The sequence below is a fragment of the Dictyoglomus sp. LHC4 genome (assembly GCF_055181355.1).
Map to the genome: position 1 here is coordinate 1,699,181 of NZ_CM143707.1, position 13,759 is coordinate 1,712,939.

Sequence of the window (13,759 nt, forward strand, 5' to 3'; positions counted from 1 at the left end):
ATTGATATTAACAGATATAGAAGGATGTATAACCAAAGATAAAGGATATCCCATAGACTTGGATGGGCTAAAATGGATTAGAGAGCATCTTAAACTTCTTCCTCCTATATCTTTAAACACAGGAAGATCAAAACCATATATAGAAGCAATGCTTCAAGCTATAGGTCAATTTGAGGATTCTATAGGAGAAAATGGTTGCATTATATATCTAATTGATAAAGATGATATAATTATGCACCCCAAAATAAAAGAAGAATTTTTAAGGCAGAGAGAAGAACTCAAAAAATTTTTAAAGGAGAAATTAAAAGGTTATGGACATATAGAGCCAGGTAAAGAAGTTTGTGTATCCATATTTCCAGAAAAAGATATTCCTGTACCAGAATTAGCAAAAATGTCTCAAGAATTAATTGAAACAAATTTTCCAAATTTTCAATTAGTTTATTCCTCTATTGCAGTGGATATTACTCCTAAAGGAATAGATAAAGGAGCAGGAATGGATCTGCTTTTGGAAATAAAAGGATTAGACTATGATGAGGTATTAGGTATAGGAGATAGTTTAGGAGATCTCCCCTTTTTAAGTAAATTAAAATATAAAGCAACACCATATAATGGACATCCACAATTAAAAGAAATAGCAAATTATGTAGCAAAAGAAGAAAATATTTCGGGTTTAATAGAGATTTTTAAATACTTTTTCCTTTAAAGATTTCCATAAAAATATCTGGAAGAAAATCTATAATATCTGACGAAATCATACCGTAATTTCCTCTATTTCTCTTCCAAAAATTAACAGAAAATCCATGAACATAGTTCCCTAAAATGCATGCATTATTCTCACTAAGGCCTTGGGCTAAAAGACTTGCCAAAATACCAGTAAGAACATCACCAGATCCTGCAGTAGCAAGTAAAGAATCTGCAAAAGGATTTACATAAATTTGTCCTTCTTTGGTAAAGGTTAAAGAATAAGGACCCTTAAGTATTAAGTTTATTTTGTATTTTCTTACAAAGTCTTCACCAATCAAGAATCTATTTTTCTGTATATAACCAACAGGAAGATTTAAAATTTTCGACATCTCTCCATAATGAGGTGTAATAATTATCTTTTTTCCTTTTATCTCTTCCAATATATCTTTGATATATACTAAAGCATCAGCATCTACCACTATAGGAGTATCTACTTTCGTAATAAACCCTTTGACAAAAAGACTAGTATCTGAATATAATCCGATACCAGGTCCTAAACCTATAGCATCAATTTCATAGCTATTTATAATCTCAATAATATAATCTAAACTTTCTGAAGAAATATAGCCATCAATTTCCTTAAGAGGAATATATATTATTTCGGGATATATAGCCCTGTAAATCATATGAATACTTTCTGGTACAGAAAGATAGACCATACCTGCTCCACTTCTTAAAGCGGATAAAGCAGAAAGAATCGGTGCTCCTGTATATTTCAAAGATCCCCCAATAATTAATACTTTTCCTTTTTTTCCTTTATAAACCATCTTAGTATGAACAGGAATTAACTTTTGTACCATATTTTCATCCACAAGCTCCATATTACTTTTTACTATAGAATCCAAAAACATATCCCCAAAGTTAAGTCTATCTACCACTAAATTTCCAATATACTCTATAGCAGGATATTCAAAAAATCCCTTTTTAGGATAAAACATAGTTAAAGTATATGAGGACTTTATAGCAGAACCTCTAATTTCACCAGTATCAGAGTCAATTCCAGAAGGGACATCTATAGAAATTACAAATTTTTTTAATTCATTTATATATTCAAAAATATTTTTAAGATTATCTTCTATATCTCTTTTTAATCCAATTCCAAATATTCCATCTACAATAATATCAAACAATCTGAGATCTTTATAATTAGCCTTTAAATCTAATATAGGAACATTATTTATAAGGCTCAGTTGAATTTTTAAAAGATCTGATATTTTTTTATCCCAAAAATAGGAAAATACGTATACATTTTTCACACCATAATTTAGAAGGTGCCTAACTAAAGCAACACCATCTCCACCATTATTCCCAGGACCACAAAGAATAGCCACATTCTTGCTTTTTAAATCTGAGATATTATCTTTTAAGAAATTAAAAATAAAGGTCGAGGCATTCTCCATCAACATAAGAGCTGGAATCTTATATTGCTTTTCTAAAATTTTCTCCAAATTTCTTATATCTTCAGAATTTACAATTTTCATATTCTACCTCTCAAGAGTTATTATAACTCTATTAGGTAAGCAAACAATGCTTTCTCCCGTTTTATTTATAAATCCTTGTTTTATACATATTTTATCAGGGCAAGGGGATGAGATCATATGTACTCCTCTTCCCTCTATATATTCAAAAATACCATCTCCTAAAGATCCTTTTACTTTATATTTATCACCACTTTTAAGTTTTGTTAGGGGTTTTCTCAATACTTCTCTGTTTTCTACTTGTACAACTAAAAATTTGGCTTCGCCTTTCGGTAGAAATAGAGATATAATACTTATAATGGAAAAAATTAAAAGAATAAAAATTAACAAATTTGCTTTTTTCATATTCATCATAAAAATTATACCATATCATTATATCACTAAGAGTACTTCAGAAAGTTTATTTCTTTGATATAATTTATAATCATGGTAAAGCTAAACAACTTTCAGAATAAAAATATCAAGCTATCAACACCTATTTGTAAAGGTCACTTATCCATAGAAGAAGCATTACTTTTAAGAAGGTCGGTAAGAACATATAAAGAGAACCCTATTAATTTACAAGATTTATCTCAAATATTATGGTCTGCCCAAGGAATAACAGAAAAGAATTACAAATTTAGAACATGTCCTTCTGCAGGTGCTACTTTTCCATTAGAAATATATGTCTCTGCTTATAAAGTTCATGATTTAGATATAGGAATTTACAAGTATATTTCTGAGAGCCATGAATTAAATCTCCATTTAAAAGGTGATAAGAGAGAAGATCTTTTTATTGTATGTTTAAGACAAGAATGGATTAGGAGAGCACCCGTTATTATCATAATATCAGCCAATTACTATAAAACCACTGCAAGATATGGAGAAAGAGGAATAAGATATGTATTTATGGAAGCAGGACATTGTGCCCAAAATATTTATTTACAATGTATATCTCTGAACTTGGGAACTGTAGCAGTAGGAGCCTTTAATGATGAAGATGTAAAAAGAATAATACATCTTCCTAAAAATGAGTTTCCTCTATATTTATTGCCCATTGGAAAGATTTAGTAAACATAGTTGATAAAATAAACTAAGATGTGTTAGACTTATCCAAAAAGAGTATTAGGAGGGTGAATAATAATGGATAAATTTATGATTAAAGAGATTAGAGAAAGTTTTCAAATTATTAAGGGATACAGGGAAAGGGTAGAAGAATTTAAAAATATATCCAATGAACTTAAGAACTATAATTTTAATCATGTAGTCTTTGTAGCAAGAGGTTCATCTGATAACGCTGCTATATGGGGAAAATATTATATAGAGTCTAATTTAGGAATACCTGTTTCATTATGTGCTCCTTCCCTCTTCACCATCTATAAAAGACCACCAAACATAAAAGATTCCTTAGTTATAGCCATATCTCAATCAGGAGAAAGTGATGATATATGTGAAGTAATAAGAACCGCTAATGAACAAGGTACATTAACTATTGGAATAACAAATAATCCAGAAGGCAAATTAGCAAAACTTGCCAAAATCAATATATTTACCAATGCTGGACAAGAAAAAAGTGTGGCAGCCACAAAAACATATCTATCTCAACTTGTTTCTCTGTATTTTCTCATAAATTCTATAAAGGGTAGAATTTATATGGATGAATTTGATAAAATATTAAAGGCTATGGAAACAATTTTGGGTATGGAAGAGAAAATAAAAGAAGAGGTAAAACCTTTTAAATATATGGAACATTGCGCTGTGTTAGGAAGAGGTTTTAACCTTTCCACAGCATTAGAAACAGCATTAAAATTTAAGGAAACTTCCTATATTATTGCCCAACCATATTCTTCCGCTGATTTTATGCACGGCCCGTTAGTTCTTGCTACTGAAGGTTTTCCTGTATTCTTCTTCGCCCCAAAAGGGGAGAGCTTAAACCATTCCTTAGAAGTACTCTCTATATTAAAAGAAAAGGGTACCGACATATATTTATTCAGCAATGAACCTAATCTTCATAAAGATTACCAAGGCTTCTTTATTGACTGTGATATTCCTGAAGATGTATCTCCTATATTGTTAATATATCCAGCTCAATTTTTTGCTTATTATTTAGCTGAATTAAAAGGTAGAGATCCGGATAATCCAAGAAATATAAGAAAGGTGACCATAACACGGTAGATATGATAAAAATAGTTATTGATCTAATTAACAATCCAATTTTCATTATTCCCTTCCTCGTAGTAATAATTACTCAATGGCTGAAGGGTATTATAAAAATTATTCAAGAAAAAAAGTTTTTATGGATAGCCTTCTTTGAGTGGGGAGGAATGCCAAGTTCTCACTCAGCCCTTGTTGTATCTTTATCATTAATAGTAGGTATAAAGGAAGGTTTTAATTCTACCATTTTTATATTATCTATGTTTTTAGCTGGAATAGTAATTGCAGATGCAATTGGAGTAAGACTTGCTACAGAAGAGCAAGCAAAAGTAATAAATAAGATAATTCAAAGGGAGTTAAAAGATCCAGAATTAAAAGAGATAAATCTAAAAGAATCTATTGGACATACCCCTATAGAAGCTATAGTTGGAGGAATAATCGGTTTAATCTTAGGACATCTTCTATATTACGGGATATTTCATAGACGAAAATAGGATTTTTTAGTGATACCTATAAACCTCAAAAGAATGGTGTAGCTACTGCCCTATTTTTTCAGAAGAAAACCTTAGAAGAAGAAGGTCATGAAGTACATCTATTTATTCCTTATATACCTAAAATCTTACCAGAAAAACATGTCTATCAGCTTTTTTCTATTACTTTTCCATTTCAAAAAGAACATAGAATAGCAACTCCTTTTTCTGTAAATTATGATCTATATCTTAACAATCTTAAATTGGATGTAATTCATACCCATACTCCTTTTTCCTTAGGAATTTTTGGAGCTTATGAAGCTAAAAAAAGAAAGATCCCTCTTATACATACTTACCACACCTTGCTTACTGAATACGCCTACTACATATGGGATCATTTTCCAGATATGGTCAAAAAACATATAATAACTGAGAAAAAAGCAAAAGATATAGCAATATGGATTAGTAGATCTTATTGCAACCTCTGTGATACTGTAATTGCCCCTTCCACAAAGATTAAAAAACTACTTATTGATTTTGGAGTTAAGAAACCCATAGAAATAATTCCTAATGGTTTAGATTTGAGGAATTTTCATCACATTGATAAAAAAGTAGCAAGAGAAAGATTACATATTCCTACTGATGCATATATTTTGCTATTTGTAGGAAGATTAGGAAAAGAAAAGAACATAGAATTTTTATTGAAAGTTATGAATAAATTAAAAAATTATCCCAAAATCTACCTTCTCATTGTAGGAGATAATCCTGACAAGAGAGTAATAAATAATCTAAAGGAAGAAGCTAAAAACCTTAATATTGAAGATAGGGTAATATTTACTGGCTATCTTGATTACGATAAGGTAATAGAAGCCTACTATTCTTCAGATATATTTGTTTTCTCGTCTTTGTCTGAGACCCAAGGATTAGTAGTGTTAGAAGCTCTCACAGCTGGGCTTCCTGTAATTGCCTTAGAAGATGAAGCTATTGCAGATTTTGTAAAAGATGAAATAAATGGTTTTCTAATACCCCCTAAAGCTTCTAACATAGAGGAAAGTATTATCTTATTTTCAAATAAAGTTATAGAATTATTAGAAAACTATAACTTGTATAAAAATTTATCAGAAAATGCTATAAGTAGTGCCCAAAATTTCAGTGTTCAAAAGATTAATAAAAAACTCCTTGACTTGTATAACAACCTTATCAAAGAATATAATATTTAAAAATGCCAGAATTCATTTCTCTTTTTATAGAAGAGTTAAACAGAAAAAAAGAAAAAATAAATAATCTTTTTTTCAAAAAAGATATAAAAGATAGGTCTTTCTTTGTAAACTTTGTAGAAACTCTATGGCATAAAATACCAGAAAATTTACAAAGTAATGGTCATAAAATCTTTGCTATTGATGCCTCACAAAGAACCCTATCCTTTTCCCTTGGTCCATATCTTCTTTTAACTCAAGGTTTAGCTATAGGTACTGAAGGTTATGAGAAAGCTACCATCTCATTAGATCCAATACCCGCATCAATTTCTGAAAATCAATTGGCCTGGATACGGGATTTAATAATGCAAAAAATAGAAACTGAACTTGCCCTTGAAATTATAGAAGAAATTAAACCCCCCTTCATCTTATTTATTGATGGCTCTATCATCTCACGACTTTCATATCTATTAAGATATATAAATCTTATAGAGGAAGAGCCTTACAAAGACTTGGCTCTTAATGTTTTAAAGGCCAACATAGAACTCATTCTAAAATCTAAAAATAAAAATATAGAATTAATATCTATCTCAAAATCAAGTAGAAATACCTTTTTCTTTCAAATTTTATCAATAGACCATCCTGAATTAAAAGAAGAACTTCCCTACATCCCCATTGACGCAGAATTTTTAAATATCCTTTCCTGGGAGCCAGGATATAGTACTCCCCTACTAATAGGAGCAGAAATGGGACTTGGTCATAATCAAATAGAGCTCATAGAGAAAGATCCTAATCTTCAAACCTTGCTAAAAGATATACCAGCTTTTATTACTTTCTATGTAAGACTCATTCCAAGAGACCAAATTTTAAGAATTGATATACCAAACTACTTAATAGGAGATTCAACCACACTTTTAGAAATAAACTTTCATTGGGAAAAGGATGTAAATATATATAATATTCTTGCTATTCTTAGAGAAAATTGTATAAACTCTCAAGTATATCAAACTCCTTTGTATTTAGTAGATAACATTGTCAGAATTAAAAAAACCCCCGATTTAGAAAGGTACATAATGATTCTTAAAAAAGAATTTCCTGATATCTTAGAATTAGATAGATCTCAAAGGAGGTTTTTCTAAATAATCATGGACTTAAAATGTGTAGGATATTTGGTAGGTGAAAGTTTTTGCGATAGTTTTCAATTTATTACTAATGAAGAATTAGCCCCTAAAAGATTGGAATATGTCATAATTAAAGGAACTGCTGCATCGGATGAAGAGGTAGACGTATTAGCTCAAGTAGAAAGTCTAAAGGCTTTTTCAGATATATTAACAGAAGATCAGGAATATGATGCAACCACAAGACTTTTAGAATTAAATTACAAAATACCACTAAAGCTTATTGCCACAGCCAGAGTTTTAGGTTATATAGATATGGATGATAATATTCAGCTTCCAAGATCAGTTTCTTTACCAGGTTCTCCGGTTTTTTTAGCTCCTGATGATCTTCTTAGAAGATTCTTCACTCATAAAAAGGCCACCGCTATAGAAATTGGAACCTTACTTTATAGGCCTAATGTCAAAGTAACTCTTGATCCCAATGGACTTAGGAGGCATCTGGCCATAATTGCCCAAACAGGAGCAGGTAAATCTTATCTTACAGGATTACTTTTAGAGAAACTTGTAAAACTTGGTGCTACTATTTTAGTATTTGATCCCAATAGTGACTATGTCTTACTAAGAAGGAAAAGAAATAATTTAAAAGAATTTTCATCTATTGCCCAACAAGTTAACATTTATAGAATACCTCAAGTAAAAGGGAGATTTACGGATGATATTATTGGGGGTGTAATACCCTATTCAATCAGATTTAGCGAATTAGAAAACGAACAAATAGCAGAAATATTAGGAATCTCAGAATATAGCAACATAAGAGATGCAGTTGAAAGAGCTATTGAGGAACTTAGAAAAGAAGGTGTTGATTTTACTCCAAATGAACTTTATGAAAAATTACAATCTATGGCAGGTACAGAAAAGGAAAAAGAAGAAATATTAGATTTTGACGACTATGAAAAAAAATATGTAAAAAAGATAGAGAAAAAGAATAAAAAATACTCCGAAGAAACTATGATTGGAGCAAGAAAAGCATTAAAATATGTAAAATGGATAAAAGATTATCCAATATGGGGATTTAAAGATATAAAGATTGAGGAAATTCTAAAACCTGCTCAGATATCTGTCATAGACTTGGCAGGTATAGAGAAAAATCTACAAGATTTAGTAGTAAGTAAATTGTTAAATGATATATGGACTAAAGCAAAATCAGAAGGACTTACATATCCCTTATTTATTGTATTAGAAGAAGCCCATAATTTAGTGCCGAAAGAGAAAGCAGAGAAATTAAGAAGTGCTAAGATAATAAATTCAATTGCGGCGGAAGGACGAAAATTTAAAGTATTTCTTATTGTGGTTACACAAAGGCCCTATAAAATAAGCAGTAATACTTTATCCCAATGTGGAAGCCAGATAATAATGAGATTAACTAATCCTACAGATCAAAACGCAGTAAAAGAAGCATCAGAAGCTCTTTCAGAAAATTTATTTAATGATCTTCCTGGATTAAACATTGGAGAAGCTATTATCTTAGGAAGATTAACCCGTATTCCTGTAATGGTAAAGGTTGGGGAAAGAGAAACAGCAGAAGGAGGTTTTGATATAGACATAGATGAAGAATTTGAGAAAGCTTTAAAAGATGCTCAAAATAGAGATATATTCGAAGATATTATAACCGATCTCCCTGATATTGGGAGTGAAATCTAAACATGATAAAAATTCTTATAACTGCTGATAACCATTTAGGTAAATACTACAAAAAGTTAGTACCAGAAAGACTAAACGAAAGAAGAAGAAAGATAAGAGAAGCATTCAAAAAAACAGTAGATTATGCCATTGAAGAAAAGGTAGATGTATTTATACAAGCTGGAGATTTATTCGATTCTACAAATCCCAGGAACCAAGATTTGGCCTTTGTCGCTCGAGAGTTTTCAAGATTAAAAAGAAACAATATTCAAATTTATACTATTGGTGGAAACCACGATGCTCCAAATATGATAGATAGTGATGCCTTTCCCATGAAAATTTATGAAGAAGTAGGTTTAATAAAATCTTTTTTATCTCAATCTAATATTAATGTAGATATATTTGAGAAGGATCAGAAATTAATTATATCTGGCTTATCCCACGATCCAAGAAAAAAGGGAAGAATTGATCCATTAGAAAATATAAAATTAACAGATTCTATACCTCAAGATAATAATATATGGAAAATCCTAATTCTCCATTACTCCTTTGAAAAATATGCTCATCCAAAATCTTCTGAGCCTCAAGTATCAGTACATACTTTATATAGTCTCCCCTTTAATATTTATATATTGGGACACCTCCATGAGAAGAATATTTATAAATTTGGAGATAAAATACTAATAATACCAGGGAGTACTGAAAGATTTGATTTTGGAGAGATAGATCTTATCCCAGGTTTTTATCTATTAAAAATAGAAGGAAAAAAGATTGATATAATTCATGAAAAAATAGAACCACAACCCATGAAAATCATGGAGATAAAACTTTCAGAAATTACGGAAAAAGATTATACCAATGCCATTATTGACAAAATATTAAGAGAATCTCAAAAAGATCTTATGTTAAAATGCAAAATTGTAGGAGAAATTCCTATATCTATATATAGTTCCATAAATTTTAGCAAGATATTAGACGAAGGACTTAAAGCTAATTTTTTATTTGACTTAGATACGCAAAATTTGAGAATAAAAGGGAAAGAGATATCAATAATACCATCAGAAGATTTCAGTTTTGAAAAGAATCTGTCTAAAGTAACAGAAAAATATTTGGAAGAAAACAAAGAAGATCAAGAAGCTATAATAGAAGCAGTTAAATGGATAAGAGAAGAGTTAAAAATTAGAGGAGAGTTCTTATGATAAAACTTGTGAGCTTAAAACTTAGAAATTTTAAACAATATGAAATAGCATCTCTAAATTTTCCAGATCAGGGAAGAATACTTATAAAAGGGAGGAATGAGGCAGGAAAAAGTAGTATATTTGAGGCAATCTATTTTGCACTTTTTGGGGAAGGACTCGAACACAATAAAAATGATCTTATAAGATTTGGAACCAACGAAACAACAGTAGAGCTTACCGTAAAAACTAATGATAAATTAATAACTATAAGAAGAGTCCTTCCTCTTAATAAAAACCAAGATGCCTCTTTGGTTATAAAAAATATAAATGGGCAAACTATAAAACAAGAAATAGTAAAAGGAGTAAGAATTGTAAATAGTAGAATAGTTAAAGAAATAGGTCTTGATGGGGATATATTATTAAACACATGTCTTGTAGCACAAAAAAAATTAGATGCCTTAGAATCTTTAAAGGCCGGAGACAGAAGAGAAATAATATCCAAATTATTTAACTTGGATTATCTTTTGAATATTTCTGAGAAAGCAAAACAGATCAAAAATGAACTTGAGAAACAAAAACCCCAATATGAACTTTTGAAGAAAGCAGCTGAGGCTAAAAGAGTTTTACCAGAAATTGAGGAGGAATTAGATAGAATCCATAGAGAAATAGAAAGGATTGAAAAAATTGAAAAATCTAAAAATATATACAATTTGGAAGTAACTTTAAATAATCTTAAAGAAGAAATTAGAGGCTTGGAACAAAATCTCGAAAACCTAAAAAATAAAGTAGAAACCTTAGAATTCTTAAAAGAAGAAAAAAGAAAAATAGAAGAAATAACAAGCATTAAAGAAAAACTTCAGATATTAGAAAATCAGAAAGAAAAGCTTCAAAAAGAAATAACTGATTTAGAAGAAAGAATAGCTAAAGAAAAGGAACTTTCAATTCAACTTGAATGGCTTAATAATGTTATCAAGATAAAGCAGGAAATTGAAAAATTAGAAAAAGTATTAAATGATGGAAATAATTTAATATCAAACCTTCAAGAAAAATTCACAAAATATGAGGAATTAGAAAACAAAACATCAAAAGAAAAAGAATTACTAGAGGAGAAAGATAAGCTCCAAAAAGAAGAAAGAAACTTACTTTTTAAGAAAAATCTATTAGAATTAAGAGTTAAGAAACTAAGAGATCTATCAGGAAAAATACAAGAAATACCCAAATTAGAAGATAAATATAAAAGGGCTTTAGATTATCATAAACAAAAAAATAAAGTTTATGAATTAATTTATGAAGTACAAAAAACTAAAAAATACTTTGTTACCTCATCATTCATTACACTACTATCTTTAGCATTAGCTATCCTTTTATCAAATATGTTTTTCATCACCACAGGAATATTAATCATTTTATCCATCTACTTTTATCAGAATTATGCAAAGATAAACAAAGAGTTTACCAAAGAAAAAAATCTTCAAGAATATATTGAGAAAGACATTCCTCTTGATCTCAAAGAAAAGAATCAAGAAGAATTAGCCTTAATATTAAATAAAATTCAAGAGAAAAAAACATATAAAAAGGAACAAATAGAAAGATTAGAAGAAAAACTAAAAATGAAACTTAATCAAACCAATAATTTAATTACAGAAATGTTGCAAAAGAAAGCTTACATAGAAAGTGAAATTAAAAATATTGATTCTTATAAAAATGAAATCCATAAATTATCCTTAGAATTCCAAGAAAAATTAAAAGAAAATAACTTGAACAAAATAGAAGAGAAATTAAAAAAGCTATCAGACACCATTAAAAAGAAGGAAGAAGAATTAATCTCCTTAAGAGAAAAGGATACTATGCCTGAAAAAGAATTATCTTCTCTTATTTCTCAAAAAGGATCTATAGAAAACGAGATTGAAAATATAAGGAGATTAAAAGAGGAATTAGAAAGGAAAAAAAGAGACTACAAAAATATTGAAAACGAAATATCAAAAGAACAAGCAAATTTAGAAGCAAAGATAAACGAATTAAGAAGAAGTGATGATAAGTATTTGTCAGAAATAGAAGAATTAATAAGTCAGTTGGAAAATGATAGGGTAAAAGAAGAATATGAAAAAATTGCTCAGGAACTAAACAAAAAAAAGGGCGAAAAAAACTCTATAGAGAAAAATTATCAGGATCTTATAACTGAATTTTCCAAAAGATTTGTAGATGATTGGAGAAACTATATAAATGAAGTATTTGATGAAAACTCAAAAGAGGAATTAACAATAAAAGAAAAGGAACTCCTTCAACAAAAAGGTGAAAAGGAAGGAATACTAAAAGAATATGAGCAAAAAACAGGAAATAAAAGAGAAGATTTACATCCAGAAAGAATAAATCAAGAATATATAAAATTAGAAAAAGAAATTACTAAAATGAACTATGCAATGAAGATTGTAGATACCACAAGAGAAACTATATTAAAAGCAATTAGACCAAGAACAGAGTCCTTTATGCAAAAAATATTACCCATTTTAACCTCAGAAAGATATCATTATGTAGAGATTGGGGACGATTATAAATTAAAAGTTTACACAAGTTTCAAAAAGGAACCCTTAGAAAAAAACATTTTTAGCGGAGGAACACAAGATCAACTTTCCTTAGCTTTAAGACTTGCTTTTGCTATGGCCACGTTACCCCAAGATAAAGGTGTACAGCCCAAATTTATATTCTTAGACGAACCTCTTGGATCTTTTGATGAGGAGAGAGCAAAAGGCTTATTATACCTTCTCACTGAAGGAGACGTAGCAGAGCATTTTGATCAAATCTTCCTTATAACACATGTTCCCATCGATGAATCCATTTTTGATGAGATCTACTATGTAGAAAATGGTAAAATAACAAAAGTACAGGAAAACACTACTCAATCTTTAGATTACGAAGATAATTCTTAAATTGTTCTCCTAAATCTTCTCTCTGAAGAGCAAGTTCTACCGAAGCCATTAAAAAACCAAGTTTATTTCCTGTATCATATCTCTTTCCATTAAATTCATAAGCATATATAGCTTCTTTCTCTAATAATAATTTAAGTCCATCAGTAAGTTGTATTTCTCCACCTCTTCCTGGCCTTACCTTCTCAAGCATAGTAAAGATTTCAGGAGTTAATATGTATCTCCCAACAATAGCTAAATTAGAAGGGGCCTCTTCTACGGAAGGTTTCTCTACCAGATCTGTTACTTGATAAATCCCTTCTTCAATCTCTCTTCCAGAAATAATACCATAGTTTTTAACCTCATCCCTTGGTACTCTTTCTACTGCAACAACAGAACACTTATATCTTTCGTAAACATCTATCATTTGCTTTATACATGGAATATTACTGACTATTAAATCATCACTTAAAATAACAGCAAAAGGTTCATCTTTCACTAATGCCTTTGTTACAAGCACAGCATGACCAAGACCCAAAGGTTCCTTCTGTCTTATATAATAAACTGTACCAAGCTCTGATATTTCCCTAACTTGCTTTAAAAGATCTAAATCACCTTTCTTTTGGAGAAAATATTCCAACTCAAAAGATATATCAAAATGATCCTCAATAGCTCTTTTATTTCTACCAGTTACTATTATGATTTCTTCAATTCCTGAATTTACAGCCTCTTCCACAGCATATTGTATTATAGGTTTATCAACTACTGGAAGCATCTCTTTAGGCTGAGCCTTTGTAGCAGGTAAAAATCTAGTACCAAGACCAGCAGCAGGAAAAACAGCCTTTTTAATACTCATCTT

The 13,759-nt window shown here is 29.8% G+C and carries 12 protein-coding genes; 9 read left to right on the forward strand and 3 right to left on the reverse strand.

The features are described from left to right. Window position 1 precedes the first annotated feature (1 nt). Window positions 2-703, forward strand: a complete 702-nt coding sequence (locus ACY3JO_RS08635; protein ID WP_463084592.1) for an HAD-IIB family hydrolase — start codon at window positions 2-4, stop codon at window positions 701-703. On the opposite strand, the gene ACY3JO_RS08640 is transcribed toward ACY3JO_RS08635, so the two are convergent. Further along, complete coding sequence (locus ACY3JO_RS08640) at window positions 684-2,225, reverse strand: NAD(P)H-hydrate dehydratase (protein ID WP_463084593.1); 1,542 nt, start codon at window positions 2,223-2,225, stop codon at window positions 684-686. The genes ACY3JO_RS08635 and ACY3JO_RS08640 overlap by 20 nt on opposite strands. A 3-nt stretch (window positions 2,226-2,228) precedes the next feature. Continuing rightward, on the reverse strand, window positions 2,229-2,576 hold the full coding sequence (locus tag ACY3JO_RS08645; protein ID WP_463084594.1) for a NusG domain II-containing protein: 348 nt from the start codon (window positions 2,574-2,576) through the stop codon (window positions 2,229-2,231). A 72-nt stretch (window positions 2,577-2,648) separates the two neighbouring features. On the opposite strand from ACY3JO_RS08645, the gene ACY3JO_RS08650 reads away from it, so the two are divergent. From ACY3JO_RS08650 to ACY3JO_RS08685, 8 genes are all read left to right on the forward strand, one after another. Beyond that, complete coding sequence (locus ACY3JO_RS08650; protein WP_463084595.1) at window positions 2,649-3,272, forward strand: SagB/ThcOx family dehydrogenase; 624 nt, start codon at window positions 2,649-2,651, stop codon at window positions 3,270-3,272. 72 nt (window positions 3,273-3,344) lie between these two features. Further along, entirely contained in the window at window positions 3,345-4,376 is a 1,032-nt protein-coding gene (locus tag ACY3JO_RS08655) for an SIS domain-containing protein (protein ID WP_463084596.1), read from the forward strand. A gap of 2 nt (window positions 4,377-4,378) precedes the next feature. Continuing rightward, window positions 4,379-4,849, forward strand: a complete 471-nt coding sequence (locus ACY3JO_RS08660) for a divergent PAP2 family protein (RefSeq protein WP_463084597.1) — start codon at window positions 4,379-4,381, stop codon at window positions 4,847-4,849. After that, a complete protein-coding gene (locus ACY3JO_RS08665; protein WP_463085669.1) occupies window positions 4,846-6,045 on the forward strand; it encodes a glycosyltransferase family 4 protein in 1,200 nt (399 codons plus the stop codon). The genes ACY3JO_RS08660 and ACY3JO_RS08665 overlap by 4 nt, the downstream gene beginning before the upstream one ends. Window positions 6,046-6,047: 2 nt before the next feature. Further along, on the forward strand, window positions 6,048-7,160 hold the full coding sequence (locus ACY3JO_RS08670; protein WP_463084598.1) for a DNA double-strand break repair nuclease NurA: 1,113 nt from the start codon (window positions 6,048-6,050) through the stop codon (window positions 7,158-7,160). A gap of 6 nt (window positions 7,161-7,166) precedes the next feature. After that, window positions 7,167-8,840 carry a helicase HerA domain-containing protein gene (locus ACY3JO_RS08675; protein ID WP_463084599.1) on the forward strand — a complete coding sequence of 558 codons (1,674 nt, stop codon included), beginning with the start codon at window positions 7,167-7,169 and terminating at the stop codon, window positions 8,838-8,840. A 2-nt stretch (window positions 8,841-8,842) separates the two neighbouring features. Continuing rightward, the gene (locus tag ACY3JO_RS08680; protein WP_463084600.1) at window positions 8,843-10,018 is read left to right on the forward strand and encodes a metallophosphoesterase family protein; all 1,176 of its coding nucleotides are present in this window, start codon (window positions 8,843-8,845) and stop codon (window positions 10,016-10,018) included. Continuing rightward, on the forward strand, window positions 10,015-12,924 hold the full coding sequence (locus ACY3JO_RS08685; protein ID WP_463084601.1) for an AAA family ATPase: 2,910 nt from the start codon (window positions 10,015-10,017) through the stop codon (window positions 12,922-12,924). The genes ACY3JO_RS08680 and ACY3JO_RS08685 overlap by 4 nt, the downstream gene beginning before the upstream one ends. Here ACY3JO_RS08685 and galU read toward each other — a convergent pair. After that, on the reverse strand, window positions 12,890-13,756 hold the full coding sequence (gene galU, locus ACY3JO_RS08690; protein WP_463084602.1) for a UTP--glucose-1-phosphate uridylyltransferase GalU: 867 nt from the start codon (window positions 13,754-13,756) through the stop codon (window positions 12,890-12,892). The two genes, ACY3JO_RS08685 and galU, sit on opposite strands and share 35 nt — an antisense overlap. Window positions 13,757-13,759 lie beyond the last annotated feature (3 nt).

Excerpts from the sequence above, each read along its gene's own strand:
- ACY3JO_RS08640 (WP_463084593.1), bottom strand. The coding sequence starts at position 2,225 with ATGAAAATTGTAAATTCTGAAGATATAAGAAATTTGGAGAAAATTTTA.
- ACY3JO_RS08645 (WP_463084594.1), bottom strand. The coding sequence starts at position 2,576 with ATGATGAATATGAAAAAAGCAAATTTGTTAATTTTTATTCTTTTAATT.
- ACY3JO_RS08650 (WP_463084595.1), top strand. The coding sequence starts at position 2,649 with ATGGTAAAGCTAAACAACTTTCAGAATAAAAATATCAAGCTATCAACA.
- ACY3JO_RS08655 (WP_463084596.1), top strand. The coding sequence starts at position 3,345 with ATGGATAAATTTATGATTAAAGAGATTAGAGAAAGTTTTCAAATTATT.
- ACY3JO_RS08660 (WP_463084597.1), top strand. The coding sequence starts at position 4,379 with ATGATAAAAATAGTTATTGATCTAATTAACAATCCAATTTTCATTATT.
- ACY3JO_RS08670 (WP_463084598.1), top strand. The coding sequence starts at position 6,048 with ATGCCAGAATTCATTTCTCTTTTTATAGAAGAGTTAAACAGAAAAAAA.
- ACY3JO_RS08675 (WP_463084599.1), top strand. The coding sequence starts at position 7,167 with ATGGACTTAAAATGTGTAGGATATTTGGTAGGTGAAAGTTTTTGCGAT.
- ACY3JO_RS08680 (WP_463084600.1), top strand. The coding sequence starts at position 8,843 with ATGATAAAAATTCTTATAACTGCTGATAACCATTTAGGTAAATACTAC.
- ACY3JO_RS08685 (WP_463084601.1), top strand. The coding sequence starts at position 10,015 with ATGATAAAACTTGTGAGCTTAAAACTTAGAAATTTTAAACAATATGAA.
- galU (WP_463084602.1), bottom strand. The coding sequence starts at position 13,756 with ATGAGTATTAAAAAGGCTGTTTTTCCTGCTGCTGGTCTTGGTACTAGA.